The following is a 26,631-nucleotide window of genomic DNA, read 5'->3' as shown; positions in this document are numbered from 1 at the left end:
CCGTCGTCGGTCGATGGGCAACGGGGGTTTGTGCCTAAGCGCAATCTGACGCATGCTGGACCACTGTGCGGAAGGACACCGCGATTACGTGGCTCGGGTTCTGCCGCTTAGCCTGCGCTCAAGAGCACTAGCCTCCAAACCGGTTGTTGATGTAGCGAAGGGCCTCGGGCGCTGGCAGCTCCTGAGTTGTCGGCCCTGAACGGACGTAGAAGCGGTGCTCGTTGCCGTCCTTGACGTGCATCGGACTGGCTGCCGCTGAGCACCGGACAACGAGCACCCGCGTTTCCTCAAGGTCCTCGAAGTGAGGATGGATGTCGGGGAGGGCGCCGGCACTGATGCGACCCTTGACGAGATTGACGAGATGCTGGCTCATCCGGTCCTCGTTGGCGAAACGGTCCGCTTCGATGCCAACGGGCGTGCCGTCGTCAGCGACGCCGATGATGAGACTTCCCCCGCGTGCGTTGAGGAACCCTGCGATGGTCTTCAAGACGGCGAGTTCGATCCGTGTGTCGGTACCGCCCGTGTGCAGGTTGATTCGGAGCGTCGATTTGAACTCGGTGGAATCGGATTCGCCGGACGAGACGGCTTCTGTCAGATCGAAAGGATCGGGCACCGGCTCGGGATCGACCTCTGTCGCGAGCAGGTTGTATCCGTCACGGATGACTTCGGCGATCAACTCGCGGCGTCGCTCCAGGAAGGAGTGGTAGTCCATGGACTCCCAGCCTTCGGGTAGAGCGTGGTGTCTGTACATCAGGGCCAGCTCTGCTGGCCCGAATCGACGTTTCAACTCCGGAAGGTAGTCAGCAGGTGGTCGGTCTGCGGCATCGAGATTGTCGCTCCATTCGAGGTACGCGTAGTTCGCGATCTGGTTCGTCTCGCGCGTGCCGCTGATGCCGAGTCGGGCCAAATGAGCTTTCGGGAAGAGGTGGTGACGTTCGACTGGCCCCTTGGCTGCTGCGATCGCTGGATCGAGGAGGTCTGCAAGCCGGATCCGCGAGAACAGGGCATTGGCGTTCAGCAGTACAAGAGCGGCGTGATAGGCGAAGAGTGACGGGCTGCGGGGCGAAGAAGTCGCAAGATCGTTGGGCAGAGTCACGTCCCAGAAGTCGCCGGTGAGCGTGATGCTGCAGACGTGTCGAAGGCGGCTGACGAAGTCAGAGGCGCGCGTTACGCCCCGAAGGCCGGCCAGGTCGTAGTCCATCGCCGTCTCGGGGCTTCCCGTGAAGCGCCCGGTCACTGCGGACATGAAGAACCACTGGGCGATCGTCTTGCGGAGTTCAGCCTCTTCAACGCCGTACTCCGTGCGGCCGATGAGATAGAGCATGTAGGAGAAGAGGAGATTGTTGCTGGAGCTGATCATCCTTTCGCTTCGGAAGCCAGCGAGATGCAGGCAGTTCATGAAGTCGTGCCAGTGCTTGAGGTCCAGGGCCCGACCCTGCGCATCCCTGAGTTGGGTGAACTGCGCGTCGCGACGCTCGGTGCTGAACTCGTGGGTCGCCAGGTCCTTGCCCCGCAGCAGCGAGTAGACGTGTTGCAGGCGGGCTCGACGGAACGCCACACCGACGCCGACTCGCAGCAGTTGAGCGGGTTCGGGCTCGATGAAGTGGTTGAAGGGGGAAGGTACTCCCTTGCTCGGTTGGCGAGCCTGGCGGCAGAACTGTTCGAGTTCAGTTCGGCCTTCGTCCCAGAACACGGACATGAGGGTGAGGATGAAGTCCGCCTGGTTGAGGGGCGTGCCCTTGCTGTTGATGCGGACAAAGACGTTCGACACCGCTTCGTCGTCGACGCCGGCCGCGAGCTCGAGAGCCGTGAACGGGAAGGTCAGGAGATTGTGGAGTCTAGTGATGGCGTCCTGGATCGCCCGTTCTTCGTCACCGTTGACCTCACGGGTGAGCCTGAGCCCTTCCAGGTACTCGCGGGCAACATCGAACAGGCCTTCGCTCCAGACGCGAGATATGTCCGGGATGAACGACTTGTCTCGGCGCGTCGCTGCGTCGGCCACCTCGAAGCGCCGCTCCAGGGGGTTGAAGGCGATCTGAATGCGCTCGCTGTTGTAGTTCTTGCGGACGACGGGTTGGCCGCGAGTCACTGCGAAGAGGGAGGTGAGTCGCTGTTGGCCGTCCACTATCACCAGAGAAGGCGTCTTCGACTTTTCCTCAGTGCCGATCGTCTTGTCGTCACTGAGCCCGTTTCGCCACAGCAGCAAGTAGCCGACCGGATAGCCGCGGTACATCGAGTCGAACAGGTCGCGGACCTTGACGTTGTTCCAGACGAAGGGCCTCTGTATGTCTGGCAGACCGATCGTGCCGAGGGCGATCTGACTCATGAGAGTCTGTAGGTCGTAGTCGACCTTCGTGAAGACTGTGTCACTCACTAGAATCCCCACCCCAGACCGAAAGTGAGGACGTCCCCGGAAGCGTCGTCGAACGACGCCTGACCCCACTGGACGATGGCGACGAGACGCTTTCTGATCGCCACGGCAGCGCCGAAGCCGAGGTCGAAGCTGTTGTCGCTCTCCGAGAAACTCTCCCCGAAGACTGTGCCGCTGGTCGAGAAGGCCGTGTAGTTGGCGCTGAGGAAAGCCGCCGCCCGGGTCTTGCTCTCCGGCCGATTGGCAAAGCCGACAGCCACTGAGCTGCGCGTGGCCCGGATGTCCGCGTTGTAGTAGAGCGGGAAGCCGTAGTGGTCGTAGCCGAGGAGGCTGCTCACGTTCGCCTCGTCCTGAGCCAGGGACGTCGACAGAAAGAACTTGCTCTTGCCGGAGAAGGTCGCATAGCCCACGGTGTTGACGCCTCCGAAGGACAGGCCGTCGAACGAAGCGCTGCTCGTACCGAGCCAGATCGTCCATGTGGAGTCGGGCTCAGGCTCCGGCTGCTCCTCCTGAGCGTGAAGACCCAACGGTGCCAGGGAAAGGGCGAGAGCGAGGACGGCGCGGAGCATCTGCTGCTTCTCCTACGGTGGTGTCGAAGTAGGGGCGAACTCCGGGAGCCAAGTCTCCACCGCCCCCTCACTAGCTGGTTTGGATCGCGCTTCCGCGCGGCCGACGAGTATACAGCGATGAAGAACGACTTTGTGGCGAGCCAACTGCGGTATTGCACGACGATTGCGCGATCAAGATGCAGGCGCAACGGCGGATGCGCACAGGAGCTGTGATACTCGGGGCTATCGTTCGCGTCGCGTAGCCGGTGCCTTCGCGCAGGCGAAACGGCGCGAAGATGATTTCGCCAACTTGACCGGAGAACACCATGAGCATCCCCAATCCAGACCCGCGCCGTCGACTTTGGCTCCGCCTCGCCGCTGGCGCCGTGACCTTGGCTATCGCAGCAGCTTTGCTGGTTGCGGCGGCGCCGGCTGCGGCCCCTGCAGCCGCGCCGCCGGCTTGTTGTCCTTGCGCTGACGAAGCCGCGTACGCGGCCGACATGTACAACGCCTTCGCCCAGCGGATGGGTACGAACCCTGGCAACAGGCTCTGGAAGCAGGCCAAGGAGATCCTGATCGAGTGCATGGACTCGGCGGCTCGCTGAGCTGCCATGCCGATCCGTTCGCTTACCGAGGGCACGGTGGACCATTGACGACCCGCAGGGTGGGGGGCGCCGCGATGGTCCAACTGACTCAAGCCGCTGATCGGGGCGGTTGACGTGCAAGCACGCGCTTGCATAACGTGAAGCCCCGACCCGCAAGACCGACCCTGGACATGTGGACATCTACCGCGCGATCGCTGACCCAACCAGGCGAGCCATCCTGGATGAACTCGTCGATCGGTCGGGTCAGTCGCTCTTCGAACTCTGCGGGCGCCTGATCATGAAACACGGCATCAACTCCTCGCGGCAGGCGATCTCGCAACACCTGGGCGTCCTGGAAGCCGTCGGGCTGATCCGCACGAGGCGCGAGGGGAGGTCAAAGCTCCACTGGTTTGAGGGCGCCCCGCTGAAGGCAATCCGGGAGCGGTGGCCGGTCTCGACGGACGAGGACACTTCACACTCAACCGATGAGGGCATCGAGGAATGAGAATCCACCTGACCGGCGTCTTCGTGGACGACCAGCGGAAGGCACTTCGCTTCTACACCGAAACGCTCGGCTTCCAGGTGAAGCACGACATCCCTTTGGGAGAGCACGCCTGGATCACCGTCGTATCCCCGGAAGCCCCGGACGGGACGGAGTTGCTGCTTGAGCCCGCTGCACACCCCGCCGTCGGTCCATACAGGGCGGCGTTGGTGGAGGACGGGATCCCCGGTGCCAGCTTCGCGGTCGACGATGTCGAAGCTGAGTACGAGCGTCTCGTGGCAAGAGGTGTGCGGTTCGTTCAGCCGCCAACGGACCTCGGGACCGTTGTTACCGCAGTCTTCGACGATACCTGCGGCAACCTGATCCAGATCCAGGAGGAGAAGGGTCAACCGTGACGATCACACGGAACCGGCGGCTGGCTCACTGCATCCGATGCGAACTCCTTGGATGGCAAGACGGGAAGCTCAGGACCGCGCAACTTCGGGCATCCCCGAAGTTGCGCCACAATGCGGGCATCGGAAAGCTGCGCGACCGCTGCCCGCGCCCGGTCTTGGGGGTCTCGCGAGCCTCGCCACATCTACGTTCGCGGGCACCACTGCGCACTTCGCTTCGTCGCCTCCGTGTTCTAGTTCAGAGAGCCTGTCTCTGAGCTCAGCCAGATCGGCTGGAATCCTGTAGACCCTCATCCCACTAGCCTCCCCAAGTCCGGCCATTTCTCATGGGGATCTAGTGGGCCGCCCTTTGTGTGTGCTGCTACAGCCTCGTTCCAAAACTCTCTCATTTGCTCCTCCAGGCCTGAATGCCTGACGATTTTGCGGCTGGCCAGCTTCGACGTAGTCAGCGCGGCGAAAGCCTCGAACCAGTTCCCCACTAAGTACGCTTCGTAGCTGCCCTTTCGGAGACCGTCAAACGCCTCCGCGTGGTGGTGGTGAATGTCCTTCATGTAGATGGTCAAGAAATCTGCCGACAGCCGTTGACGATCGCGCCCGCGAGTCGCGACTAGCGTTAGTCCCGCGGCCGCGAGGGCACCACCGGCGCCTATGGCCGCCCCCCATACGGCGTCGAGATTGGATAGCGTCGTGACCATCTCGCAGGCCGGTTGTTCCACTTATCGATCCTCCTTTCGACTCCTTCTCCCGTGTTGTACCTCCCGCAGGCCACGGACGACCGCGCGTACGGTGGACGGCTGGCGACTTCGAGCCTCAGCCGTAACCTAGTGCGCTGATGGTAGATTCAATTCTGAGCAGTGGCAATAGCAGCCCGCATGGGGACCCGGGCAGGCCCCCTATGTGGGCGCCGATCCGTTCGGACACTGGACGGTTCGTTAGGGGACCACCGGGCGGTTTCACATCGCCACGATGGCCTAGGTGCTGGGCGTGTCCCTGGGCAGGTTCCATCCGTGGCTCAGGGGACGCGTTCGGGGCGGGCGCTGTCAGATGACAATCTGTTGCGGCAGGTGTTCGGAGAATCAGCGGCGCAGTCGGGGCAGCTACGATTCGTCGCGCGTCCACGCCTAGCTCGTGGAATCGGCAGGCAGCGTAGGGCACAAGCAGTCGCCAGCCTGATGCGAGAGGCAGGCTGGCCGACATCAGTCGACGCAGGGGCGTCGCACAACCCGCCGCGACCCGCAGGCCGACGCGGGTGTCAATGGCAACCGAAAACTGCACACATCTGGCAACTGAAGACTGCACACTTGTGCCGGAGCGGTAGGGGCCTAGCCGTGCGCCTCGGCCACGATCAGCGAGACAACGGTCAGCGCCTTTACTATGAGGCTAGGAAGTCCAGGGTTCCGACGACGACGGGCTGGTTCATGTTGAATGTGTACCTCTTCGTCCCTGCTTCCGGTTTGGTTACCGTGATCGAGCCGGGGAAGCCTGTAAGGGAGGCCGCATGAAACAACCAGTGGCCTGTCTCTGCTCGGCTGTCAGTGACTTTCACGAAGAGGTCCATTTCGTCCTCGGTGAAGAACGACAGCAACGCGGCGCGCTCCTGAATCAGCCGGCAGAAGATCGCGTCGTGTTGGACGTCCATGGGGACGGCCGTGATTGTGGCCGAAACCAAGTACTGGCCGCCGAGGATGGGGTGCTTCACCATTGCGTTTCTCCTGGATCGGTGCATTGGTGAGAGCCTACTCCAGTCTCGGCCCGTTGCGAAGCCGCGCGCCCTGTCGGCGAACTCGTCGACGTACCGCTTTAGCTGCCGGCCCCTTGGTCGAGGGACCCGGTAGGTCGGCGGTTCATAGAGTTCGATTTGCAGACTGTTCGATCGCCCCCGCCACGTCGCGGAGCCGATGCGCCTTGAGCGAAGAGGACTTGGCCGTCTCACCGTCTTTTGTGGTTCTACTCTGGATTGTTGCAGCGCTCCAGAACCGCGTTCTTCGCGGCGATGATCGCTTCGTCTCCGGAGTTGAAGTGTCCGATGATCTCAAAGGACCTCTGGTAGTCCACCCTGGCTGTCCACGGTTCGGTCATCATCGCGTAGCCAATGTAAGAACAGCCGGCTACGCGGACGATGAGCCAGTCGTCACCTGGAGCGAGTTCGGCTGTCGACTCGTCGTAGCCCGTTCCGCCGCAGCCGAGCAGCAGTACAGCCAAGATGATAGTCGGCACTTGTTTCTTCATCCCAACCTCCTTTTCAGTTGACTGTCGTACACAGGGTGTTCGAGTGCAGCGTACCAGCTTGGCTGGGACGAGGAAAAAGGTGGCACCCTCACCGACCTTCCGTTCCCCCCTTCGTCCCCCTTTCAGGCAAAGAGACCGTGACGGTGGGTGCATAGAGCAAGGACCGTGGACCGAAGGCCCGCGAAGGCGGTAGTGGCCCAGTGCCAAGAGTGGCGACGAGAGGGCCACAGCGAGTGACGACGAACGCAAGCGCAGTCACCCTCTCGGCGATGCTGTTGTGTGGCGGTCCGCAATCCGGCACCTCACCCGCCGGAGCGCGCGAAGCGGATGGGCGAGAGACCGGCTACGGCGCCACCGAAACGACGTTGATCGCCCGAGACCATCGAAGAGACCGCCGAGATGGTGACCGCCGCGGGAGGCCGCGGCATCGCCGTCCGCACGGACCACACCGTCGAGGCGGAGGTCGAGCGGCTGTTTGCGTGCGTCCGCGCCGAGCAGGGCCGGCTCGACGTGCTCGTCAACGATATCTGGGGCGGCGACGCGCTGACCGAGTGGAAGCGCCCTTCTGGGAGCTCTCCACCGCTGAGGGGTTCGAACTGCTGGAGCGCGCCGTCCACACTCACATCGTCACGAGCCGGCATGGCGTTCCCCTGAGGGTCGAGCGCAACGCGGGGCTCGTCGTCGAGGTCACCGACGACGACACCTTCGGGTATCGCGGCAACCTCTTCTACGACGTGGCCAAGAACGCGGTCATTCGGCTGGCCTACGCGATGGCGGCCCACCTGCACGCGCACCGGGTGACGACGGTGGCGCTCACGCCGGGGCTGATGCGGTCCGAGGCGGTGCTCGACCACTTCGGGGTCACCGAGGCGAATTGGCGGGACGCCATCGAGAAGGATCCGTACTTCGCCGAGGCCGAAACGCCGTGCTACGTGGGGCGCGCGGTGGCGGCGCTGGCCGCCGAGCCGGACGTCGGGGCCAAGAGCGGCGGCCTGTTCTCAAGCTGGGGACTGGCGAAGGAGTACGGCTTCACCGACGTGGACGGCCGCCGGCCGGACTGGGGCAGCTTCTTCCCTCGCAAGGTGTGGGAGATCATCGAGAGGGACACGCCGCCCAGCGAGGAGGACATGGACCTGTTCGTGGTTCGTACCCGCCTGTACCAGGTGGAAGGCGATCCCGCGGCGGCGGACGAGGCGGCGCGGCTGCGGGCCTACTTCGAGCGCCATCGCTAGGCTGTCGCCTCAGGGAGGAACATGATGCTCAGGAACATCCTCGCCGCCATCGCCGGCTACGTCGCCATGGCCGCCGTGCTCTTCGCACTTTTCTCGCTTCTGTGGTTGACGGTGGGGCCCTCGCGCGCCTTCGAGCCGGGTTCCTGGGAGGTACCCGTCGGCTGGGCAGTCCTCCAGCTCGTACTCGGGCTCATGGGCGCGTACGTCGGCGGGCAGGTCTGTGCCAGGGTGGCGCACGATGCCAGGGGCGCCACGATGCTGATCGGCCTGGTGATCGTGTTCGGAGTGGTGAATGCCCTGATCCCGCCGGAGATGGTGGCGGGACCGCGCCCCGACGACGTGTCGATGATGGAGGCGACCGCGGGGGCTCTTCAGCCGGCGTGGTTCAACTGGCTCAACCCGGTGGTTGGGGCTGTCGGGGTGTGGTTCGGGACGGGGAGGCTGCGCGCGCGGTCCGGGAAGGCGCCCTAGCGCCGTTCGCGAACCCCGATGGTCGCGTTGACGTAGTCACGCAGAATCGACTTGCCGACGTCTACCTCGCCGGCAAGAAGGCACTGCACTGCTTCTTCGAGCAGCGCCTCCCGAAAGCCTGGGTCGCGCTCGAGCCGCTCCCGGACCGTCACTCTGAAGTCACGCGTCAGTGGCATGGTCTCAACCCTTCTTCCTAGAAGACCCGCGTGATCTGAACGCCCTCGACGTTCTCGACGTCGTGCAGCGCGGAGGAGACCGCCTGAAGGAGGCTCTTCGCTTCTCGGTCGAACTCGATGTACTGCACGCCATCCGTCCGTCCGACCGTGGCGTCGTCACAGCCGGCTTGGAAGAGGGCGTCGATGACCCGTTCGGCTTGCAGGTCAGGGCCCTCGACGATCAGTGTGAAACGTCGGGTCGGCATCGTGACCCCGAAGCCTAGGCGAAACCCAGTCTCCATCTCGCCCGGGGGTACGCGTCCAGCCCTGCGCGGGTACCGGCTTGATGTAGTCGTATCTGACAACATCACTCCATGAGTGAGAAGAACGTCGAGCTTGTCCACGGAAGCGGGAACGTCTTCCGAGACTTCGGTGATCCCCAGGCCGACCTCAAGCAGGCGAAGGCCGTCCTTGCCGCGCGAATCATCGCCGTGTTGGACGATCGTGGTCTCGCGGTGCGCAAGGCGGCGAGTCTCACCGGGTTCGCCGCGGCGGACTTCTCCCGCATCCGCAACGCGGATCTTGGGCGCTTCACGCTGGATCGGCTGATGAAGATGTTGGCCTCTTTGGACGCCAACGCCAGGGTCACCGTGAAGGTCGACGTGTCCCGGTCGGCTCCGCTACCGCAACCCTCCCAAGTCCGCTGACGCCGACATCCCACAAGTCTGCGGACGGTCGTGCGCTTCGCACACGGCCTGCCGGGGCGCGCTGGCAATGGAGCCAAAGCGTGCTTCGGGGGGCTACGTTGTGAGGACTGTGCTCAAGGAGGAACGGGACTACTACGACGAGAACTTCGACCAGCTCAGGCGCAAGTACCCGAACCAGCACCTGGTGATTCGCGGCCAGCAGGTCATCGGTGCCTACCCGAGCTGCGACGAGGCCATACGTGCCGTCTACGCGAAGGGCATCAAGGGCGGAGCGTTGGTGCGGAAGAGCGGGGCTCGAGAAGATACCTTGGTGTCCCCGGTTCTTGTTGGAGGCTGACTTCCATCACGGCGTAGAGTCAGACTCGTACGCCTTGAGCATGAGGGAGAGCGTGTACTTGGAACAACAGATCATGCGGACCAGCAGCAACCAGTCGTGACCCAGCCCAAAGCCACACTGCCGGATCGCAGTCGGGATGCCGCCGGACAGTCACCCGCGCTTGGGTCCCCACCGGCCGGCATGGACCCCGATTGGCGGGAACGGATCGAGTTGGCCAAGCGAGTACGGGAGGAGACGCGGAAGGCCCGCGGTGACAAGCCGTCCACGTTCGACCTGCAGGGGCTGCCAATCCGGACCCGCCCGTGACGAATCGCAGCGCTGTCCTTCTCCTGCTGCTCGCCGCGGCGCGCGTGCTGGCGCAGGTAGAGCCGACCCCGGAGGCCGAGGTGGAACGCCTGTGGGCGGAAGCGACACGCTTCATCCAACTGGACCAGTTGCCCGAGGCGCTCAGCGCCCTGGACGACATGGTCGAGCTCGAGGCGCTCCATTCCGGCCTGGAACTGCCGCCGCTCTTCTGGGCTGTCCACGCCGCGGCGGCAGAAGAGGAGGGACTGCACGACGTGGCCGTCTCATCGGCGCTTCGCTACGTCGACCAGAGAAACAGCAATGCCGCCGAGCACTACGGATTCGCCCTCCGACTCGTCGTCGACGCCGACCTCGAGGCACTACGCCTCGCTGATCCGGACCGGGAGATCCACACGCTGAATGTTGGCGGTAAGCCGGTCGAAGGGATGAAGCCGCCTGTGCGGAAGAACCCTCACTCCTATGTGCCAAGGAAGACTGCCTGGGCACGTGAGGCTGGCGCCTATGGCGCGGCGGTGATCGGATTCGTCATCAATGAACGCGGAAGGGTGGAGCACCCGGTCCTTCTCCAGGATCCCGGCTACGGACTCGGTCTGGAGGCGGCGAGGTCCGTGAGGCGATACAAGTTCAAGCCGGCGACGCTCCACGGCGAGCCTGTGGCCGTGTACCGGGTCGTGACGATCAACTTCCATCCGTGACGCTAGTGCGGCCGGGTTGGACTCGTCCGGTCAGAAGACCCGCGTGATCTGAACGCCCTCGACCTTCTCGAGGTCCTGCACCGCGGAGAAGACAGCCTGGTTGAAGCTCCCCGCTTCCCGGTCGAACTCGATGTACCGCGCGCCATCGGTCCGTCCGACCGTGGCGTCGTTGCAGCCGGCCTGGAAGGGGCGTCGATGACCCGTTCGGCCTGCAAGTCAGGGCCTTCGACGATCAGGGTGAAGCGGTGGGTCGGCATCACGGCGTCACAACCGGCCTTCAAAGGCGCGCAGCAGGTCCTCATTGAGCGGCGTATCGAAGTCCTCCGGCACCACGAACTGGCCTTGGTCGATCCCGAGGATCGGTCGCCCCTCCTCTACATTGACGAGCTTCGCGACGGGACGCCCCGAGCGAGTGATCACGACATCCTGACCGGCGGCTACCTCCTGCAACAGCCGGGAGAGATTCGACTTGGCTTCTCGAACGCTGACCTGCTTCATGACCCCTAAGCCTAGTAGGCGAAACCACTGCCTGAGATTGAGCTGGCCCGTACGCGTCCGGCCGGAACGGGCGTAGAGTTGCGCGGGGCCTAGAGATGAGGAGAGAAGAGACGATTCGAGCCAGGCTGCCCGTGGGTCTGGTGCGCGAACTCGAACTCATCGGGGAAGTCGAGCAGTCCGACCGCTCGACGACGGTGCGCCGGTTGCTCGCACGGGCGGTTCACGACTGGAAGCTCGAGCCCTACGCCCGGCAGTACGGCGAGCGCAAGCTCACACTCGCGCGGGCGGCGCGCGATGCCGGTGTCTCCCTGTGGGAGATGATGGACTACGCGCGCTCGGCGAACATCCCGGCGCAGTACGAACTGGAAGACCTGCAACGGGACCTGAGGACCATCTCAAGCGGTGCCACCCGGGGATAGGAGGAAGAGACCATGCTGACAAGAGACGGAATGTCCAGCGCGTTCGCGAAGTGGGGCGCAGCCTGGAACGAGCACGACCTCGACGGCGTGATGGACCTGTTTCACGATGAGATCTACTTCGAGAACTGGAACGGAGGCTCGGTCAGGGGCAAGGAGAATCTGCGTGAGGCATGGGCGCCATGGTTCGCCAATCATGGAGACTTCAAGTTCACGACCGAAGAGACCTTCATCGACGAAGTCGAACAGAAGATGCTTTTCCGCTGGCAGCTCGACTCGCCCTCGTTCGAGAAGGGCCAGGAAGAAAAGCACGAAGCCAGGCGCGGCCTCGATGTGCTGCACTTCCGGGGCGGCAAGATCGTCGAGAAGCTGACCTACTCCAAGACCACGATCGAACTGGATGGGGAACGGGTGCGTCTGACGACGTAGTGAAGGATGGTCGCCGCTTCGCGGCTCGTGTTGTCCGCGGGTCAGTGGACCCGCGGTTACATGCCGGCGAGGACGCCGGCGCACCTAGTTGCTAGCGGAGGTCAGTCGCTCGTCAAGTGGCCACGACGTACGTCAGTACGCAGAGAACCAGCGTGTTCAGGCCCAGAAGGATGCTAAAGGTCACCGTCAGCGAGTGCACCTGTCTCGACAGCGCTGCGAGCTGTCTTTCCACCCCCGCCATCGGTCCGTCGAGTGAGCCAAGGCGGCCCTCGATCGAGCCAAGCCGCCGCTCGATCGCCGCCAGTCGAGTATCCGGTTCTGCTCTCGTCATCATCGGTGCCACCTGTTCATCCAGCAGGTCGACAGAGCAACCGTACTACAGGCCCCGGCGCCGGGTCCCATGGACACGGCCTGATGCCGGTCCTCAAGGACCAGGACGAACTCCGCTGCCGGTTGCCCGATTCGGGAGCGCGGGTCAGGCGTCGGAGCGCTCGAAGCGGATCGGCGAGATGACCGGCTCCAGCGGCACCGCAACGACGTTGATCGCTCCGGCGTTGTCGTAGTCGAACCGGACCTTGGCTCCCCCGAGCGCGGCCGCGGGCGAACTCGCCGGAAGATCGTGGGGGACGGTGAACAGGTCGTAGTGGTAGTGGACGAGCGGGAACTCGATGCCCACCGCCTCCAGGACGAGGCCGTCTCCGTCGACCCGCACGAACGCCTTGCCGTAGCCGGGGTGCTCGTAGTCGCCGGCGTAGTCGGCGAGCGGATGTGAGGGTTTGGTGTCCGCCACCGCTGCCTCGCGGTCGGCCTTCTTCGCCTCCTCGGCTTTGGCCTTCGCCTCGGCTTCGCGCTTGCGCGCCCGGGCGGCCCAGTCGATGGGCTCGAGGCCGAGCATCCGGTCGAACGCGTTGCGCGCGACGAGGGGAGGCACGGTCCCGGTGCTGGAGGTGTTGGAGAGGGCGACGACGCCGATCCTCTCGTGGGGCAGCCACTCCATCGCGGAGATGAAGCCGTCGATGCCCCCGCCGTGGCTGATGTGCTTGTGGCCGCGGTAGCCGCCGACGATGAGGCCGAGCCCGTAGGTGGGGTCGCTGATCTCCGCTCCGTCCTGCACCAGCGACAGGAGCAGCGGACTCAGGACCATCTGGGGCTGCTGCAGGAGCTTCGCGGACTCTACCTTGAGGAGATGGGTGTCGCCGGCTTTGCCGTAGTCGATATGGAACTGCACGTAGGCGGCTAGGTCGCGGGCCGACATGTTGATCGACCCGGCCGGGCCGATCGCGTCGATGTTCCGGAACGGCACCCGCTCGATCTCCTCGTCCGCGCCGTAGCCGTACGAGAAGTCCTCGTCCTTCTGCATCTGGATCACCGAGAAGGTGGCACGCTCGATGCCGAGCGGAGTGAGGATGCGCTCCTCGACGAGCTCCTCCCACGACTTGCCGCCGATCCGTTCGGAGACGATGCCGGCGGTCATGTACATCAGGTTCTGGTACTGGAAGCTGCTCCGGAAGGTGGCGGAGGGTTCGAGGTGGTGGAGCCCGGCCAGCATCTCCTCGCGGCTCCTGCCGGTCGCCAGCCAGTAGAGGTCGTGCCTGGGGAGGCCGGAGCGGTGGCTCAGCAGGTCGGCCGCGGTCATCTGGGCGGTCGCCACCGGGTCGTGGAGATGGAACTCCGGGAGCACGCTGCGGACCGGCTCGTCCCAGGTGAGAGCGCCGTCGTCCACCTGCATCGCCAGCAGGGTGGCCGTGAAGGACTTCGTGTTCGAGCCGATGGCGAAGAGCGTGTCCGCCGTCACGGGCAGTTCCCGCTCGACATCGCGCCAGCCGTAGCCCTTCGCGTAGACGGTCTTGCCGTCCTCGACGATCGCCACGCCGAGGCCCGGCACTTTCCACTCCGTCATCACCGACTCGACCCACTCGTCGAATCCCTGGAGCCGCTCCTCGACGGTTTGGGACCAGAGGGGGCCGGCGGCGAACGCGATGGCCGCGAAGACGGCGATTGCTCGTATGGCTCGTGCGGTTCTCATGCGAAGGCTCTTCTTTCTTGTCAGTTGGTGGTTTCCTGGCGGTAGAGGCCGAGATTGCCGAGATCGAGCTCCAGGCCGGGGCCGGGGCCGGAGTCGCTGAAGGTCGCCGGCGACCGGGAGAACGCCTGGCCGTCGCCGCCGTCGTAGTGGAGGAGGAACGTGTCCCCGTCCAGTGGCTCCAGGTCTCCCGAGAAGGAGCCCGGGGCCGAGAACGCAAGCCGGAGCGCTCCGGCGGCCGCCGAAACGGTCAGCGTCTCTCCGAACGCGTTCGCGTACTGGCCGGCGTAGCGCTCGAGCGGATGCGACGGAGGCGAATCGGGATTGCGCATGGCCGCCTGGGCGGCCAGCGCCTGCTCTACCTGGGCGTGAATGGCCTCCGTGGCATGCATGGCTTCCGCGTGGACGTCGCGTTCCGGAAGGTCGAGCAGGCGGGCGAAGACGAAGGCGGCGATCTCCTGGTGCGGGTAGTAGGGCGTCCACATGCTGCCGTTGACCAGCACCGCGACGCCGGCGTCGGCCTCCGGCAGCAGGGCGACGTAGGCGGGGAACCCGAAGATGCCGCCGCCGTGGGATACGTAGCGGTGGCCCGCGAAGGACCCCGCTTCCCAACCCATCGCGTAGGACGACTGCGGATCGTCCGCGAAGAGGAAGTAGCCGGGGGCGTCGACCTGCTCGGCGTGGAGTTCGGCGAGCGTCTCCGGCTGGAGCACGGTGACTCCGTCGAGGCGGCCTTCGTCGAGGTGCATGCGAAGCCAGTCGGCCAGGTCGAGCACGTTGGAGGCCACGCTTCCGGCCGCCTGCATGTTGTCGTAGGACTGCCACGGCAGAACCCGGCGTTCGCCGTCGCGGTCGAAGCCGTGGGGCATCGCCACATTTCGGTCGGGCGCGTCGGCGATGCTGACCGCGCCGGCGGGTGCGGTGCCGAGGAAGGTCGGCGCGACGAACCGGGGCGCCCAGACGCCGTACGGGCTCGGGTGCGTGAAGTCCATCCCGAGCGGCGAGAGAATCCGGTCGTCCAGCCACTCGCCCCACGACTCTCCGGTCGCCGCCTCGACGACGAGGCTCAGCAGTCCATAGCCGAGATTGCTGTAGCGGTGGTCGCCGTAGGGAGCGAAGTTCTCCAGGCGCCGGGCCCGTTCGGCGACGGCGCGCGCATCGATGACTTCGAGCGCGGGATAGTAGTCCTCGGGGATGCCGGAACGGTGAGCGAGAAGGTCACGCAGCGTGATCTGCGCGGCGCGCTCCGGTTCCGCCAACTCGAACCAGGGTAGGTGTTGCACCAGCGGGTCGTCGAAGGCAGCGAGACCGTCGTCGACCAGAGCGGCGATGGCCGCGGCGCCGAAGCTCTTCGTCACCGAGCCGATCTGGAAGAGCGTGGCGGCGTCGATCCGGTCGGGCAGTCCGACCTGCTTGACGCCGAATCCCTCGGCGAAGACCAGCCGATCGTCGACGACGACGGCGACGGCCAGGCCGGGGACGTTCCAGTCGGCGAAGGACTCCTCGATGAACGGTCGCAGGCCGTCCAGGTTCGGGTGCGGAACGATGGCCGCGGCGGGTTCGTTCGCCGCCGGTTCCGGCTGGGGGGCGCAGGCTACGCAGAGCGCGACGGGAAGCCACAGGGCCATCAGGGCGTCCAGCGACAGCAGGGACAGCGGGCGGTTCCGCTGCGGCCGTTGACGGTCGGGTATACACCGGTGTACTTTCAAGTGCACAACCGTATCCCACACGCCTAGCTCTTGGCGATCACTTCTTGCGAGGGGGGTAGCAAGCATGTCCAGGTTCGTCTTGCCAGGTCGGAGAACACGCTCGATTCGAGAAGGACGAATCGGGAGCTGGGCGGTGCTCGCCGCGGCCGCCGTCGTGTGGGCAACCCTTGCGCCCGCGACGGTAACGGCCCAGACCAGCGCGACGATCACCGGCGAGGTCCGCTCCGCCGACGGCGCGGCCATTCCCGGCGCGGAGGTGACGGTCGCCAGCGAGACGCTTCAACGGCAAGTGGCGACGGATGCCGACGGCGGCTATCGCCTCCCGGCCCTTCCGGCCGGCACGTACGAGGTGCGCGCCTCGGCCGACGGCTTCGCGCCGGCCGTGAGGTCCGGCTTCGAACTCCTGCTCAACTCCCGCGTGGAACTCGACTTCGAGCTCGAGGTCGGCACCGTCGAAGACGAAGTGACGGTGACCGGCGCGCCGGTGCTCCTCGACACGCAGTCCTCCGATACCGGCGGCGTCGTGACGCCGCTTCAGATCGCGACGCTGCCGGTCAACGGCCGCGACTACCTCGACCTGATGCAGTTGGTCCCCGGCGTCCAGGTGAACCGGGAGAAGGACAAGGGCAGCGACGAGGCCGTGCCCGTCCTGGGCGAGCGCGCCGGCAACGCGGTCTACCTGATCGACGGCATGCCGAACCGCGACGAGTTCGGCAGCGGCGCGGCTTCGCAGTTCACCCAGGACTCCATCCAGGAGTTCGAGGTGCTCACCGGCGGATTCAAGGCGGAGTTCGGCCACGGCTCGGGCGGCGTCGTGAACGTCGTCACGAAGGGCGGCGGCAACCAGTGGCGCGGCGCGGTCGTCGGCTTCGTGCGGGATGACGGGATGGACTCCTCCAACAGTCTCGAGGAGATGGCCGAAACGCCGAGCCTGTCCCGGGACAACTTCGCCCTGAACCTGGGCGGTCCGCTCGTCGGCGACCGGGCCTTCATCTTCGCGTCGGCCGAGCAGATCGACGAGGAGCGGGAGTTGAACTTCGCGTTTCCTCCGGCGACTCCGGCGGTCCTGCGGGACTTCGAGAACTCGTTCGACTTTCCCGCGACAACGGACGAAGACCGGTACTTCCTGAAGCTCACCGAGCAGGTTGGAGACCGGCACCGGCTCGACCAGCAGATCAGCGTGTCGGACAGCCAGGTGAACGACTTCCTGCCGCTGTCGGCGGCGGCGAACCTCCCGTCCACCCGGAAAACTTCGGGCGTGAACGGTCCATGCTGGGGCTGAGGCAGACGTCGCTCTTCGGCGACGGCAACTGGATCTTCGAAGGTCACCTGCAGTACCGGGAACATACGGACGTCCAGACGCCGTCGCACCCCGAGGCGGGTGCCGCCACCGCGTTCTCCATCTTCAGCAGCCCCTTTACCTTCCAGCTCTTCGGCGACCTGGGAATTGTCGCGTTCGGCAATCCGTCCACCGGCTCGGACTTCGATCAGGAATACCTGTCCGCCGGGCCGAGTCTGGCGGCCAGCTTCGGCAACCACGAGATCAAGTTCGGCCTCGACTATCTGGGGACGCAGGTCAACGGCAGCGAAGCCAGCATCCTGGCGAACCAACTCTTCGCGACCGAGGCCAACTTCGCGCGCTTCGGCCCGGTCTACTCCGGGTTGTTCACCCTGACCGAGATCGGGCCGCGCGTCGCGGGCGGCGACAACGTCGCTCTCGACAACGACTACACCGCGCTGTACGTGCAGGACGACTGGTCCATCGGCGGCGAGCTCGTCGTCAACATGGGATTGCGCTACGACCGCGACTCGGAGTTCGAAAAGAACAACCTGTCGCCCCGTCTCGGCTTCGCCTGGAGCCCGACGGACTCGACCGTGATCTCCGGCAGCGCCGGCGTGTACTACGACCGGTTCCGCCTGGGCCTGGTGCGCAACATCGCGGCGTTCGGCGGCGCCGACATGAACCTGATCCAGGATCTCTCCTACCCGCAGGGCTTCTACAACGTCACGTCGATCATTCCGATCCTCGTCGGACTCTGCCCGAATCCGCTGGCGCCCCACGCCGCGGTGGAGGGCACCCCCTGCCTGTTCGGCCTGCCGACGCCTCACCTTGGCGTCGACATCTTCAACAACATCGTCGCCGACGGTCGCAGCCCGATCCCGCCGGAGACGGTGATCACCCGCGACAACGTGCAGGACCTGAGCGGCCTGAGTCCGGACGAGTACCTGGCCCGCGTGAACGCGATGGTGCCGCTCTTCGCGTTCGGTCCGGATGCCTGGTACTGGGGGCCCTTCGGCGCGTTGACGCATCCGCTCCTCCCGGCTCAGGACTTTCCGATCCAGATCGACCCGGGGTTCGAAACGCCCAACACCCGCGCGTACCACCTGGGCGCCAGGCGGCAGTTCGGGCGAAACCACCTCGTGACGCTCGATCTCCACTACCGGGAGATGAGGAACATCCTCGGCGTTCGCGAGACGAACCTGGAGTTCGTGTCGCGCATCCCGGGTTCCGAACGGACCTACGAGGGCGGCGCCGGCGTGGGCGTTCGTGGCTTCGGGCCGTGGTTCGAAGGCGAGTACAAGGCCGCGACGGTGGGCTACACCAAGCGCCTGAGCAACCGTTTCAGCCTGTCCGCGCACTACACCTACACGGACGCGGTCGACAACCTGGTCAGTGGCCAACTGGGCAACGGCGCGCTGAGCGGCCCCACCGCGACGGGTTCCGCTCCGACCGATTCGTTCGTCGGCACGGTGCCCGTGGTGACGGACCCGACGACCGGGCAGACCAATGAGAACGGTTCCTTCACCGCGGGGAACGGCAACTTCATTCCACAGGCGGGTACGTTCCACAACGGTCCCGACCTCGACAAGGGTCCGTCGCCGTTCGCCGTCGACGACCAGTTCGTCCTCTTCGGTCTGGTCGACCTGCCAGCGGGTTTCCAGCTCAGCGGCATCTACCGCTACACGAGCGGTTTCCGCTTCTCCGAATCGGCGGCGCAGCTCTCCGACCCGGACGGCAATCTGAGCTTCTCGCTTCGGGACACGAGCGTGACCAAGAACAGCTTCCAGGCGCCTTCGTACCAGAGTCTCGATCTTCGACTCGCGAAGTTCTTCGATCTCGGCAACGACAGGCGGCTGACCTTCCTGGTCGAGTTCTTCAATGCCACGAACGAGCAGAACCCCGCCGCCGTGGAGACCGGCAAGGACCGGCCGACGGCCTTCGGTCAGCCGCTTCAGGTTCTGCCCGGACGGGAAGGGCAGATCGGCGTGCGTTTCGAGTTCTGAGACACTCGACGGACGATGACCAGCGCGGAGGCAGCCCCGACGCGCCGCGAGAGGCTGATCCTGGCGGGGATGAAGCTCTTCGCCGAGCGTGGCTTCACGGGCGTCGGGGTCCGTGAGATCGGCGCCGAGGCCGGCGTTTCGTTCGGCCTGATCCGAAAGCACTTCGGATCGAAGGAAGGCCTTCGAGAGGAAGTCGAGGCCCACGTTCTCGCGCAGGTCGAGGAGCTCTACAGCACGATTTCGGAACGCTCCGGAACGTCCGCCCTCGAGCACTTCGTGGAGGACGTCGTCGAGTGGATCGAAAGGGACCGGGATGCCCTGATGTACATGCGCCGGGCAATGGTCGAACAGTCGCCCGGAAGCCTCAAGCTGCTTCTGAGGCTGGTCGAGGTCCTGCGTGACTTCGTCGCGGTGAACAGGGAGCGCGGCTTCCTGCAGGACGGGGTGGACGAGGAATGGGCCGCCATGTTCCTGGTCTTCGACTTCCTTGGCCCCGCGGTCGTGGAGCCGTTTGCCGAGGAAGCGTTCGGGCGCTCGATGTACGAACGGTCCATGGTGGAGCGTCGCAACGCCTTCATGAAGCGGATGGTGACGCGGGGCTTCCTGAACGCCTGAGTGGCCGCCGATGTCGGTGCACCTGTCGGTGCGCCGGCCTTCTGGCCGGCATCCGCTTGACGCTCTGCTACAGCTTCCCCGTAGCCCTCGCCCGATCCAGCACCGGCTGGTAGATCCGCAACGTCGCCGCATCCACCAACTGCCCACCCTTGCCGCCGGCCCCGGCGCCCGCCTTCACCGACTCGTTGTACAGATCGACCATCTTCCGCGCCTGCTCGATCTCCCTGGGCGACGGCGCGAAGACGTCGTTGGCGAGCGGAATCTGGTTCGGATGGATGCACCACTTGCCGACGGCGCCGAGGGTGGCGGCGTAGGTGGCCTGCTTGAGGTAGGCCTTGTCGTTGCGGAAGTCGCCGAAGGGGCCGTCGATGGCGTCGATGCCGGCGGCGCGGCAGGCGGCGATCATGCGGACGCGGTGGGCGGACCACATGTCGCCGGGGTAGCGGTAGTCCTTGTCGAGTTCGTGGCCGAAGCGCATGCCCATGCTGGCGGAGAGGTCGCCGAAGCCGAGGATGAGCGCTTCGAGGCGGTCTGAGCAGGTGGCGATCGCTTCGACGTTGGCGAGGCCCTCGGCTTCCTCGATCAACGCCTCGAGGCCGATCCTGCGGTCAAGCCCGAGCTTCTGCTCCAGGCCGTCGAGCATCGTCTCGAAGAACCAGATGTCGCGCGGCTCCTTGACCTTGGGCAGGATGATGATGTCGAGGTTCTCGCCGGCGCCTTCGACCACGCTGATCACGTCGTCGACGGCCCAGCGGGTGGTGTGGTCGTTGACGCGGACGGAGCGCACCTTGCCTGTCCAGTCGAGGTCGTTCAGGCCGTCGATGGCGATCTGGCGGGCGCCCTCCTTCTTGTCCGGCGCGACGGCGTCTTCCAGGTCGAGGAAGACGAGGTCGGCGTCGCTTGAGGCCGACTTCTCGACCATCCTGGGGTTGCTGGCGGGCACGGCCAGCTCGGAACGTCTCAGTCGCATGCTCACTTCTCCTTGCCTTCCCCGTCCGGCCCGGCGTCCAGCCCGAACTGGGCGAGGATCTCGTCCCGGTGCTCGTCGAGCAGGGGCGCCCGGCGCCGCACGCCGGTCTTCGTCTCGGTGTACTTGATCGGGCAGCCCACGATCCGGACCGGCGCGTTCTCGCCCGGCAGCTCGACTTCGGCGACCATCTCGCGGACGGCGGTGTGGGGGCTCTCGAAGATGTCGGCCGCGGTCTGCACCGGGCCGCACGGGACCCGGCCGGCGAGCGCCTCGACGATCTCGTCGCGGGTGTGCGCGCCGGTCCACCCGGAGACGACCGCCTCCACAAACTCCCGGTTCTCGCGGCGCGACCAGAAGTTCTTCGTGCGCTCGTCCTCCACCAGGTCGGGCCGGCCCATCTCCTGGCAGAGGATCTCCCACTGCGTCGGCGTCGGCGCCGCGATCGCCACGCCGCCGTCCTTCGCGTCGTAGATGCCGAACGGGGACAGGCTGTGGTGGTGCTTGCCGCGCGGCGGGAGCTGGTGGCGCAGGCTGGAGCCGTAGTTCGCGAACACGGACTCGCACAGCAGGTTGACGCCGTCGACCATCGCGACGTCCATGAACTGACCCCTGCCGGTCCGCCGCGCGTGGTGGACCCCGGCGACGACGCCGAGCGCCATCAGCGTGCCGGGAAACAGGTCGCCGACGGAGGCGCCGCCTGGGTAGCCCCCGCCGGGACGTTCGTCGTCGCCCCGGGGGCCGTTGACGTGGGCGAAGCCGCCCATCGCCTGGGCGACGATGTCGAAGGCGGGCCAGTCGGAGTGGGGGCTCTCGCCGGTCCGCGGGTCGCCGAAGCCGCGCAGCGCCGCGTAGACGATCTTCGGGTTGCGCTCGCGGATCGTCTCGTAGCTCAGCCCGAGCCGGTCCATCACGCCGGCGCGCATGTTCTCGAGCACCGCGTCGGCCTGCTCGCACAGGCGGAGGAAGGTTTCGCGGTCGGCTTCGTCCTTCAGGTCGAGCGAGATGCTGCGCTTGTTGCGGTTGATGCTGCCGAAGTAGCCGCCGAAGTCGCAGCCGCCGTCGACCCCCGCCTTGCCCTGGGCCGGGTGGATGAAGTCCTCGGGGATGGGCGGCGAGGGGCGGGACATGTCGCCGGTGGGCGGCTCGACCTTGATCACGTCGGCGCCGAGGTCGGCGAGGATGGCCGAGCCGAACGGCCCGGCGAGCGCCATCGTGCAGTCGATGACGACGAGGTCGCTGAGCGGCCCGCGTGCCCGGGCGTCCGGGCTCACTACGACCCCCAGTGCGAGCGGCGCTTGATCAGCACCTCGCGCTCGCCCTCGAAGACGATCGTGCCGTCCTGCTTCGTGCCCCAGTGCTTGAAGCGGACGACGCCGGCGTCGTCGCGGTCGGCGTCGCGAGTGTCGAGCACCTCGGTGTAGGCGGTCAGCGAGTCGCCGAGGAAGACCGGCGCGCGGAACCGCATCCTGTCGAGGCCGAGTTCGGCGAGCGCGTTCTCGGCCGTGTCCTGGGTCGCCAGGCCGATCACCGTCGAGCCGGTGACCAGGCCGAACACGAGCCGCCGGCCGAAGGGCGACTTCTGCATGCGGTCCTCGTTGAAGTGGCCGTCGGCGGTGTTCATGACGAGCTTGGTCAGGAGTTGGCTCTCGACCTCCTCGATCGTCGTGCCGCGGGCGTGCTGCATCTTCTGGCCGGCGGCGAAGTCCTCGAAGTAGGTGGACGGCGACGTGAGGGCGGTGGTCATGGGGTTGCCTCGCGCCGCTTGGCGACCAGGTTGGTGCGCTGGTAGCTGACGACCTTCTCGCCGTGCTGGTTGAAGGCCTCCGTCTCCCAGGTGACGATGCCGAAGTGCGGCCTGGAGCCGGACTCGCGGCGGCCGACGACGCGGCTCTTTCCCGTGATCGTGTCGCCCGGGTAGACCGGCCGGTGGAACTTCACGTCGTTCACGCCGAGGAACGGCCCGCCGCCCTCGGAGAGGTCTTCGACCGACATGCCGACGACCGTGCAGAGCACGAGCAACGGGTCGATGACCACCGAGTCGTGGCCGTGGGCGCGCGCGTACTCGGCGTTGAAGTAGAGCGGCGTGAACCGCATCGTCGACGTGGCGAAGAGAGCGTTGTCCGCTTCGCTCAGGGTGCGGCCCCAGTGGTGCTGGAAGGTCCGGCCTTCCTCGAAGTCCTGGTAGCGGTTGCCCTTCTTCTTGAGCGGGAAGGTGGAGAAGTCGGGGTCGGGCATGCGGTGCAGGTTCTACCACGCAGTACGATGAGCCGCCCTCGAACCGAAGCTCCCCGGGAGGATCGCTTGAACGAAATGAAGCCCGCGGAGGTCAAGCCCGCAATCAGTATCGATGTCGTCAACCAGCTCGACGCTCGGGTCGGCACGATCGAGAGCGTCACGGATGTCGAAGGGTCCAGCAAGCTCGTGCGACTCAGGGTCGACTTCGGCGACCACAAGCGGACGATCCTCGCGGGGATGAAACAGGAGCGCGAAGACCCGGCCGAGATCGAAGGTCGTCAGGCGTTGTTCATCGTCAACCTGGAGCCGAGGAAGATGATGGGGGAGATCTCGGAGGGCATGATCTTCGACGTCGGCTACGAGGACGGGATTCAACCGGCGTTGTTGCTCCCGGAGCGGCCGGTGCCGAACGGCGCTCGGGCTGGTTGAGAAGGCCCTAGCCTCCCTCTTCGCCCAGAGGAGTTTCGTCGGGCTCCACGACTTCATAGCCTCTCTCTCGGAGCCGCGACAGAAGTCCGTCTGCCCGGAGCAGGGCTTTGAGAGGCAGGATGGCGAAAGTGGAGTCGTTGTTGCTCAATGCGCGATCGGCGTTCTCGAGCCAGAGTTCCCAGCTCCGCGAGTCCATCCGGTTCAGCTCCTCTGAGTCGAGGGCCAGTCGCCAGGGATCGCAGGCCTCCGTGGCCGGATCGCCTGGATGGGCCCTAAGCGAAGCGAGATCGCCTTCGGCCCAGGCAGCGGCAAGACGCGTCAGCGCCTCGAGCTGGGCATCGAGACCTTGAAGACGTTTCTCAAGACAGGTTCGCTCCACAGTGGCCGACATTTCCTCGATCGAATCGACAATAGGCGAATCCTTGTAGCGCTGGGAGAGTACCGTTGCGACCTCCTTGACGTTGCGCTTCCTGGCTCTCTTCTCGATTTCCCGATGAATCGTACGGCCTGGCTCCAGGCCTGCGGATTGTGCCGCGGAGTCGAAGAGCTCCTTGGCCACGACGCTAGGCCGTAATCTCTCGAGATCGTTTCGCTTCGGCGCGTATCTGAGGCTGGTTTCCTGAAAGAGCTTGTACAGGTCCTCTGACAGCAGGTCCTCCAGGGCTCCACGGTCCGGGATTCGTCGTGTGCGCCTGTATTGCCTGAGGGCCCGCATGACTCGGACCGGGTTTGACGCCGTGACGGCCACGGCTGGGGATGTCAGCAACTCGCTGGAGTGGGCCAGCATGTGTTCGACGGAGTCCGATTGCCAGAGTAGATCGTCCGGCACCCACTCTGGAGTACCAAGGATCCACAAGACGTGGTCGTCCCTGGTGACCTTCCAGAGGGGCGGCCCAGGGAGATCTCCCACGACCTTGATCTCTTCCTCGACGACATCCACTGGGGTGGGCTGGGATGCGTCGTCCTCCTGGGCGATTGCTCCCGGCACTGCCGCCGAGGCCGCGAGTAGCAAGGCTCTCCAGATCACCGAGGGTTTCCTTTCGGTAGTGCCTCCAGGTGCTCCTGCACGAAGGTCTTGAACTCCGAATACGTTCTCGATCCTGTGAAAGCCGTCAACCGAGCGCCTCCCGCATCCAAGACGACAGTCGCGGGAACCTTGCCGTCCCACTCCGAGTAGATGGTGTGCACAAGCTTCCGCGCGGCCCTGAAGCTGCCTATCCGGGAGACCGACTTCTTCTCGCCTACAGCAAGGTACGAAACAAGGTTCGGTGCGTGCTTCGCAGAGTAAGGCTGCACCATCTTCTCGAGCGTCTTCGGTCGGTCGATGGAGACAGCGATCACCTTCAAGCCCTGGTCGTGGTACTCCTGCTGAAGCCGATCGAGATCCGGCAGTTCCTTCAGGCAGGGCGCGCACCAGGTGGCCCAGAAGTTGACGATGACCGCGTTACCCCGATGGTGCTCCAGGATGGCCTCGAACTCGGCTGAAGTCACCGGCACGACCGACTCGGGCTCCAGGAGATGGTCGATGGCCGGGCTGCCCGGAGATCCAGCCAGGGACGCCTGTGAGCCACCGACCAGCAGGACGACTAACACCCCCAGAGATGCCGGTAGAGAACGTCTTTCCTGAGCCATCCATAGCTCCTCTCGGCGGTACGCGCCATCGAACACTGGCGGAGTCTTTCGCTCCTCTAACGGTGCGACCGGCACCTTTGTTTCGTTCGTGTCGCGGACGCACCCCGCGGAAAGCGGTCGCCACTTCGCGTCGCGTCGTTCCGGATGCCGGCGGGGACGCCGGCGCTCCCAGTGGTTCTGCGCGCTACGATTCCGGGATGATTCCCTGGAACAACCTGAAATCGACCCTGGAGCAGGACGCCGAGTTCCGGTACACGATCCGGCACTGGACGGCGAGCCTGCGGCTGAGCGTGGGCGACCGGCACCACGCGATCCGCTTCGAGGACGGCGCGGTTGCCGCGGTCGAGCCGTGCGAGGCGGACAGCCCGGCCGACGTCTTCATCGCCGGTCCGGAGGAGGAGTGGCGCGAACTCCTCCGCGAGGTGCCGCGGCCCTTCTACCAGGACCCGTTCTTTGCCAGCGTGCATCACGGCATCGAGCTGAACCGCGAGCAGCTCGACTACGCCGCCTACTACCCGGCGCTGCGCCGGCTGGTCGGTGTGCTGCGCGAGATGTCCAACCCAACCGAGGGAGCTTCCGCATGAACGCGTTTCGCCTGTTGCTTGGCCTCATCTTCGGCGTGATCGTCGTCTACACGGTGTTCGTCGCCATGGAGCATGGCCTGGGCCTGTTCGGCGTCTTCTTCGGCGACATCGCCGAAGTGGGGTGGCCGGGCCAGTTCAACCTGGACTTCATGGGCATGCTGATCCTCTCCGGGTTCTGGATGGCCTGGCGTAACAACTTCACGCCGGGCGGCTTGGTGCTCGGTGTCGGGGGCCTCCTCCTTGGGGCGCCAATCCTCACGCTCTACCTGTTCATCCTGAGTCAGCAGACGAACGGCGACGTGAAGCGGATGCTCCTCGGCGACCAGCGGGCGGCGGCCTGATGCCCACGTTCGCGAAACGCGTCGGCCGCTACCTGGACCTCGAAGTTCAGGGCGTTTCCTACGAGGTCTACTTCGAGTCGGCCGGGAACCCGGACGGCATCCCGCTGGTGCTCCAGCACACCGCCGGCTCCGACGGCCGCCAGTGGCGCCACCAGCTGGAAGACGAGCGGATCGGCCGGCACTTCCACCTGCTGGCCTACGACCTGCCCTACCACGCCAAGTCCGTGCCGCCGGCGGGCGTCGAGTGGTGGAAGCAGGAGTACAGGCTGACGAAGAGCTTCCTGCTCGACTTCGTCGCCGCCTTCGTCGGCGAACTCCAGCTCGAAGACCCGGTCTACATGGGCAGTTCGATCGGCGGTCATTTGGCGCTCGACCTCGCCCTGCACCGCGCGGGGCTGTTCCAGGCCGTCATCGGGCTGGAGGCGGCGATCAAGTCGGACCCCGGCAACATCGACCTGCTCGACCACCCCGAGATCAACAACGGCTACAAGGGCGAGCTGATGATCGGCATCACGTCGCCAGAGGCGCCCGAGGCGTTCCGCCGTGAGGTCGGCTGGTGCTACAGCCAGGGCGCGCCGCGCGTGTTCCGGGGCGACCTCTTCTACTGGGGCACCGACCACGACCTTGGCGATCGCGCCTCGGAGATCGACACGTCGCAGACGCGGGTGTTCCTGCTGACCGGCGAGTACGACGCGGCCACGCCGCCCGAGGCGTCCAAAGAAGTTGCCGCGCAGATCGAGGGCGCGACGTACCGGACGATGAAGGGCCTGGGCCACTTCCCGATGTCCGAGGACCCGGAGCGGTTCTACGGCTACATCGAGCCGGTGCTGGCGGAGATCGTCGGCGATCAGACGCGGCTGGGCTCGCCGGACTTTTCTCCGGCTGCGGCCGCGGGTAGCTAGTCATCATGCCGGCCATGTCGCGAGCCGAGATCGA

Annotated in this window: 31 protein-coding genes and 2 pseudogenes; 16 read left to right on the top strand and 17 right to left on the bottom strand. The window is 65.6% G+C overall.

Features of this window, described 5'->3' with window-relative positions; all coding sequences use genetic code 11:
- Positions 1 to 127 precede the first annotated feature (127 nt).
- The gene (locus OXI49_18185) at positions 128 to 2,374 is read right to left on the bottom strand and encodes a DUF262 domain-containing protein (protein ID MDE2692426.1); all 2,247 of its coding nucleotides are present in this window, start codon (positions 2,372 to 2,374) and stop codon (positions 128 to 130) included.
- Positions 2,374 to 2,940 carry an outer membrane beta-barrel protein gene (locus OXI49_18180; GenBank protein ID MDE2692425.1) on the bottom strand — a complete coding sequence of 189 codons (567 nt, stop codon included), beginning with the start codon at positions 2,938 to 2,940 and terminating at the stop codon, positions 2,374 to 2,376. The genes OXI49_18185 and OXI49_18180 overlap by 1 nt, the downstream gene beginning before the upstream one ends.
- A gap of 756 nt (positions 2,941 to 3,696) precedes the next feature.
- Here OXI49_18180 and OXI49_18175 point away from each other — a divergent pair.
- Together OXI49_18175 and OXI49_18170 are read left to right on the top strand one after the other, a co-directional pair.
- Positions 3,697 to 4,008: a helix-turn-helix domain-containing protein gene (locus OXI49_18175; protein MDE2692424.1), complete on the top strand. Its 312-nt coding sequence runs from the start codon at positions 3,697 to 3,699 to the stop codon at positions 4,006 to 4,008.
- A complete protein-coding gene (locus OXI49_18170) occupies positions 4,005 to 4,400 on the top strand; it encodes a VOC family protein (protein MDE2692423.1) in 396 nt (131 codons plus the stop codon). The genes OXI49_18175 and OXI49_18170 overlap by 4 nt, the downstream gene beginning before the upstream one ends.
- Positions 4,401 to 4,687: 287 nt before the next feature.
- Here OXI49_18170 and OXI49_18165 read toward each other — a convergent pair whose 3' ends face one another.
- From OXI49_18165 to OXI49_18155, 3 genes are all read right to left on the bottom strand, one after another.
- Positions 4,688 to 4,960 carry a hypothetical protein gene (locus OXI49_18165; GenBank protein ID MDE2692422.1) on the bottom strand — a complete coding sequence of 91 codons (273 nt, stop codon included), beginning with the start codon at positions 4,958 to 4,960 and terminating at the stop codon, positions 4,688 to 4,690.
- 809 nt (positions 4,961 to 5,769) lie between these two features.
- Positions 5,770 to 6,096, bottom strand: coding sequence for a hypothetical protein (locus OXI49_18160; protein MDE2692421.1), 327 nt, complete (start codon positions 6,094 to 6,096; stop codon positions 5,770 to 5,772).
- 248 nt (positions 6,097 to 6,344) lie between these two features.
- Positions 6,345 to 6,614, bottom strand: a complete 270-nt coding sequence (locus OXI49_18155) for a hypothetical protein (protein MDE2692420.1) — start codon at positions 6,612 to 6,614, stop codon at positions 6,345 to 6,347.
- A gap of 384 nt (positions 6,615 to 6,998) precedes the next feature.
- Between OXI49_18155 and OXI49_18150 the strand changes: the two are divergent.
- Together OXI49_18150 and OXI49_18145 are read left to right on the top strand one after the other, a co-directional pair.
- Positions 6,999 to 7,858 (top strand): annotated as a pseudogene (locus tag OXI49_18150) (SDR family oxidoreductase).
- A 24-nt stretch (positions 7,859 to 7,882) separates the two neighbouring features.
- A complete protein-coding gene (locus OXI49_18145; protein ID MDE2692419.1) occupies positions 7,883 to 8,329 on the top strand; it encodes a hypothetical protein in 447 nt (148 codons plus the stop codon).
- A 14-nt stretch (positions 8,330 to 8,343) separates the two neighbouring features.
- Here the strand turns inward: OXI49_18145 and OXI49_18140 are convergent.
- Together OXI49_18140 and OXI49_18135 are read right to left on the bottom strand one after the other, a co-directional pair.
- Positions 8,344 to 8,505, bottom strand: a pseudogene (locus tag OXI49_18140) (transcriptional regulator).
- A gap of 17 nt (positions 8,506 to 8,522) precedes the next feature.
- Positions 8,523 to 8,750: a hypothetical protein gene (locus tag OXI49_18135; GenBank protein MDE2692418.1), complete on the bottom strand. Its 228-nt coding sequence runs from the start codon at positions 8,748 to 8,750 to the stop codon at positions 8,523 to 8,525.
- Positions 8,751 to 8,858: 108 nt separating this feature from the next.
- On the opposite strand from OXI49_18135, the gene OXI49_18130 reads away from it, so the two are divergent.
- From OXI49_18130 to OXI49_18120, 3 genes are all read left to right on the top strand, one after another.
- Complete coding sequence (locus OXI49_18130) at positions 8,859 to 9,191, top strand: helix-turn-helix transcriptional regulator (protein ID MDE2692417.1); 333 nt, start codon at positions 8,859 to 8,861, stop codon at positions 9,189 to 9,191.
- Positions 9,192 to 9,258: 67 nt separating this feature from the next.
- Positions 9,259 to 9,528 carry a hypothetical protein gene (locus OXI49_18125; GenBank protein ID MDE2692416.1) on the top strand — a complete coding sequence of 90 codons (270 nt, stop codon included), beginning with the start codon at positions 9,259 to 9,261 and terminating at the stop codon, positions 9,526 to 9,528.
- A 302-nt stretch (positions 9,529 to 9,830) separates the two neighbouring features.
- A complete protein-coding gene (locus OXI49_18120; GenBank protein MDE2692415.1) occupies positions 9,831 to 10,529 on the top strand; it encodes an energy transducer TonB in 699 nt (232 codons plus the stop codon).
- A 264-nt stretch (positions 10,530 to 10,793) separates the two neighbouring features.
- Here OXI49_18120 and OXI49_18115 read toward each other — a convergent pair whose 3' ends face one another.
- Positions 10,794 to 11,027, bottom strand: coding sequence for a type II toxin-antitoxin system Phd/YefM family antitoxin (locus OXI49_18115; protein MDE2692414.1), 234 nt, complete (start codon positions 11,025 to 11,027; stop codon positions 10,794 to 10,796).
- A 95-nt stretch (positions 11,028 to 11,122) separates the two neighbouring features.
- Between OXI49_18115 and OXI49_18110 the strand changes: the two genes are divergently transcribed.
- Positions 11,123 to 11,446 carry a UPF0175 family protein gene (locus tag OXI49_18110; protein MDE2692413.1) on the top strand — a complete coding sequence of 108 codons (324 nt, stop codon included), beginning with the start codon at positions 11,123 to 11,125 and terminating at the stop codon, positions 11,444 to 11,446.
- Positions 11,447 to 11,458: 12 nt separating this feature from the next.
- Positions 11,459 to 11,872 carry a nuclear transport factor 2 family protein gene (locus tag OXI49_18105; GenBank protein MDE2692412.1) on the top strand — a complete coding sequence of 138 codons (414 nt, stop codon included), beginning with the start codon at positions 11,459 to 11,461 and terminating at the stop codon, positions 11,870 to 11,872.
- Between the two features lie 112 nt (positions 11,873 to 11,984).
- On the opposite strand, the gene OXI49_18100 is transcribed toward OXI49_18105, so the two are convergent.
- The 3 genes from OXI49_18100 to OXI49_18090 form a co-directional block, all read right to left on the bottom strand.
- Positions 11,985 to 12,203, bottom strand: a complete 219-nt coding sequence (locus tag OXI49_18100; GenBank protein MDE2692411.1) for a hypothetical protein — start codon at positions 12,201 to 12,203, stop codon at positions 11,985 to 11,987.
- Positions 12,204 to 12,347: 144 nt separating this feature from the next.
- Positions 12,348 to 13,898 (bottom strand): serine hydrolase, encoded by a 1,551-nt coding sequence (locus OXI49_18095; GenBank protein MDE2692410.1) that lies wholly within the window; start codon positions 13,896 to 13,898, stop codon positions 12,348 to 12,350.
- Between the two features lie 20 nt (positions 13,899 to 13,918).
- The gene (locus tag OXI49_18090; GenBank protein MDE2692409.1) at positions 13,919 to 15,604 is read right to left on the bottom strand and encodes a serine hydrolase; all 1,686 of its coding nucleotides are present in this window, start codon (positions 15,602 to 15,604) and stop codon (positions 13,919 to 13,921) included.
- A 133-nt stretch (positions 15,605 to 15,737) separates the two neighbouring features.
- On the opposite strand from OXI49_18090, the gene OXI49_18085 reads away from it, so the two are divergent.
- From OXI49_18085 to OXI49_18075, 3 genes are read left to right on the top strand one after another with little or no spacing between them, the layout of a single operon-like run.
- Entirely contained in the window at positions 15,738 to 16,886 is a 1,149-nt protein-coding gene (locus OXI49_18085; GenBank protein ID MDE2692408.1) for a carboxypeptidase regulatory-like domain-containing protein, read from the top strand.
- Positions 16,874 to 18,889: a TonB-dependent receptor gene (locus tag OXI49_18080; protein MDE2692407.1), complete on the top strand. Its 2,016-nt coding sequence runs from the start codon at positions 16,874 to 16,876 to the stop codon at positions 18,887 to 18,889. Before OXI49_18085 ends, OXI49_18080 begins: the two co-directional genes overlap by 13 nt.
- Before the next feature lie 15 nt (positions 18,890 to 18,904).
- On the top strand, positions 18,905 to 19,504 hold the full coding sequence (locus OXI49_18075) for a TetR/AcrR family transcriptional regulator (GenBank protein MDE2692406.1): 600 nt from the start codon (positions 18,905 to 18,907) through the stop codon (positions 19,502 to 19,504).
- Between the two features lie 67 nt (positions 19,505 to 19,571).
- On the opposite strand, the gene OXI49_18070 is transcribed toward OXI49_18075, so the two are convergent.
- Genes OXI49_18070 through OXI49_18055 form a run of 4 tightly spaced genes read right to left on the bottom strand, consistent with a single transcriptional unit; the run spans position 19,572 to position 22,709 of the window.
- Positions 19,572 to 20,474, bottom strand: coding sequence for a CoA ester lyase (locus tag OXI49_18070; protein ID MDE2692405.1), 903 nt, complete (start codon positions 20,472 to 20,474; stop codon positions 19,572 to 19,574).
- Positions 20,475 to 20,476: 2 nt separating this feature from the next.
- On the bottom strand, positions 20,477 to 21,745 hold the full coding sequence (locus tag OXI49_18065; GenBank protein MDE2692404.1) for a CoA transferase: 1,269 nt from the start codon (positions 21,743 to 21,745) through the stop codon (positions 20,477 to 20,479).
- Positions 21,745 to 22,218, bottom strand: coding sequence for a MaoC family dehydratase (locus tag OXI49_18060; protein ID MDE2692403.1), 474 nt, complete (start codon positions 22,216 to 22,218; stop codon positions 21,745 to 21,747). The genes OXI49_18065 and OXI49_18060 overlap by 1 nt, the downstream gene beginning before the upstream one ends.
- On the bottom strand, positions 22,215 to 22,709 hold the full coding sequence (locus tag OXI49_18055) for a MaoC family dehydratase (protein MDE2692402.1): 495 nt from the start codon (positions 22,707 to 22,709) through the stop codon (positions 22,215 to 22,217). The genes OXI49_18060 and OXI49_18055 overlap by 4 nt, the downstream gene beginning before the upstream one ends.
- A gap of 75 nt (positions 22,710 to 22,784) precedes the next feature.
- Here OXI49_18055 and OXI49_18050 point away from each other — a divergent pair, with 75 nt between their 5' ends.
- Complete coding sequence (locus tag OXI49_18050; GenBank protein ID MDE2692401.1) at positions 22,785 to 23,138, top strand: tRNA-binding protein; 354 nt, start codon at positions 22,785 to 22,787, stop codon at positions 23,136 to 23,138.
- Positions 23,139 to 23,145: 7 nt separating this feature from the next.
- Here OXI49_18050 and OXI49_18045 read toward each other — a convergent pair whose 3' ends face one another.
- Positions 23,146 to 24,165 (bottom strand): TraB/GumN family protein, encoded by a 1,020-nt coding sequence (locus tag OXI49_18045; protein ID MDE2692400.1) that lies wholly within the window; start codon positions 24,163 to 24,165, stop codon positions 23,146 to 23,148.
- Positions 24,162 to 24,845 (bottom strand): TlpA disulfide reductase family protein, encoded by a 684-nt coding sequence (locus tag OXI49_18040; protein MDE2692399.1) that lies wholly within the window; start codon positions 24,843 to 24,845, stop codon positions 24,162 to 24,164. The genes OXI49_18045 and OXI49_18040 overlap by 4 nt, the downstream gene beginning before the upstream one ends.
- A gap of 122 nt (positions 24,846 to 24,967) precedes the next feature.
- On the opposite strand from OXI49_18040, the gene OXI49_18035 reads away from it, so the two are divergent.
- The 3 genes from OXI49_18035 to OXI49_18025 are packed head-to-tail and all read left to right on the top strand — an operon-like array spanning position 24,968 to position 26,597.
- Positions 24,968 to 25,354, top strand: a complete 387-nt coding sequence (locus OXI49_18035; protein MDE2692398.1) for a hypothetical protein — start codon at positions 24,968 to 24,970, stop codon at positions 25,352 to 25,354.
- Positions 25,351 to 25,695 (top strand): hypothetical protein, encoded by a 345-nt coding sequence (locus OXI49_18030; protein MDE2692397.1) that lies wholly within the window; start codon positions 25,351 to 25,353, stop codon positions 25,693 to 25,695. The genes OXI49_18035 and OXI49_18030 overlap by 4 nt, the downstream gene beginning before the upstream one ends.
- Complete coding sequence (locus OXI49_18025) at positions 25,695 to 26,597, top strand: alpha/beta hydrolase (protein MDE2692396.1); 903 nt, start codon at positions 25,695 to 25,697, stop codon at positions 26,595 to 26,597. The genes OXI49_18030 and OXI49_18025 overlap by 1 nt, the downstream gene beginning before the upstream one ends.
- The last annotated feature ends 34 nt before the right edge of the window (positions 26,598 to 26,631 follow it).

This window comes from Acidobacteriota bacterium, assembly GCA_028875725.1.
Lineage (GTDB): Bacteria > Acidobacteriota > Thermoanaerobaculia > Multivoradales > Multivoraceae > Multivorans.
The sequence above is the reverse complement of the archived record's forward strand: the minus strand, read 5'-3'. Positions and strand labels throughout refer to the sequence as shown.

Excerpts from the sequence above, each read along its gene's own strand:
- OXI49_18125 (MDE2692416.1), top strand. The coding sequence starts at position 9,259 with ATGGAGCCAAAGCGTGCTTCGGGGGGCTACGTTGTGAGGACTGTGCTC.
- OXI49_18075 (MDE2692406.1), top strand. The coding sequence starts at position 18,905 with ATGACCAGCGCGGAGGCAGCCCCGACGCGCCGCGAGAGGCTGATCCTG.
- OXI49_18070 (MDE2692405.1), bottom strand. The coding sequence starts at position 20,474 with ATGCGACTGAGACGTTCCGAGCTGGCCGTGCCCGCCAGCAACCCCAGG.
- OXI49_18135 (MDE2692418.1), bottom strand. The coding sequence starts at position 8,750 with ATGCCGACCCGACGTTTCACACTGATCGTCGAGGGCCCTGACCTGCAA.
- OXI49_18080 (MDE2692407.1), top strand. The coding sequence starts at position 16,874 with ATGCTGGGGCTGAGGCAGACGTCGCTCTTCGGCGACGGCAACTGGATC.
- OXI49_18095 (MDE2692410.1), bottom strand. The coding sequence starts at position 13,898 with ATGAGAACCGCACGAGCCATACGAGCAATCGCCGTCTTCGCGGCCATC.
- OXI49_18100 (MDE2692411.1), bottom strand. The coding sequence starts at position 12,203 with ATGACGAGAGCAGAACCGGATACTCGACTGGCGGCGATCGAGCGGCGG.
- OXI49_18145 (MDE2692419.1), top strand. The coding sequence starts at position 7,883 with ATGCTCAGGAACATCCTCGCCGCCATCGCCGGCTACGTCGCCATGGCC.
- OXI49_18025 (MDE2692396.1), top strand. The coding sequence starts at position 25,695 with ATGCCCACGTTCGCGAAACGCGTCGGCCGCTACCTGGACCTCGAAGTT.
- OXI49_18035 (MDE2692398.1), top strand. The coding sequence starts at position 24,968 with ATGATTCCCTGGAACAACCTGAAATCGACCCTGGAGCAGGACGCCGAG.
- OXI49_18180 (MDE2692425.1), bottom strand. The coding sequence starts at position 2,940 with ATGCTCCGCGCCGTCCTCGCTCTCGCCCTTTCCCTGGCACCGTTGGGT.
- OXI49_18130 (MDE2692417.1), top strand. The coding sequence starts at position 8,859 with ATGAGTGAGAAGAACGTCGAGCTTGTCCACGGAAGCGGGAACGTCTTC.
- OXI49_18055 (MDE2692402.1), bottom strand. The coding sequence starts at position 22,709 with ATGCCCGACCCCGACTTCTCCACCTTCCCGCTCAAGAAGAAGGGCAAC.
- OXI49_18105 (MDE2692412.1), top strand. The coding sequence starts at position 11,459 with ATGCTGACAAGAGACGGAATGTCCAGCGCGTTCGCGAAGTGGGGCGCA.
- OXI49_18050 (MDE2692401.1), top strand. The coding sequence starts at position 22,785 with ATGAAGCCCGCGGAGGTCAAGCCCGCAATCAGTATCGATGTCGTCAAC.
- OXI49_18170 (MDE2692423.1), top strand. The coding sequence starts at position 4,005 with ATGAGAATCCACCTGACCGGCGTCTTCGTGGACGACCAGCGGAAGGCA.
- OXI49_18060 (MDE2692403.1), bottom strand. The coding sequence starts at position 22,218 with ATGACCACCGCCCTCACGTCGCCGTCCACCTACTTCGAGGACTTCGCC.
- OXI49_18115 (MDE2692414.1), bottom strand. The coding sequence starts at position 11,027 with ATGAAGCAGGTCAGCGTTCGAGAAGCCAAGTCGAATCTCTCCCGGCTG.
- OXI49_18030 (MDE2692397.1), top strand. The coding sequence starts at position 25,351 with ATGAACGCGTTTCGCCTGTTGCTTGGCCTCATCTTCGGCGTGATCGTC.
- OXI49_18110 (MDE2692413.1), top strand. The coding sequence starts at position 11,123 with ATGAGGAGAGAAGAGACGATTCGAGCCAGGCTGCCCGTGGGTCTGGTG.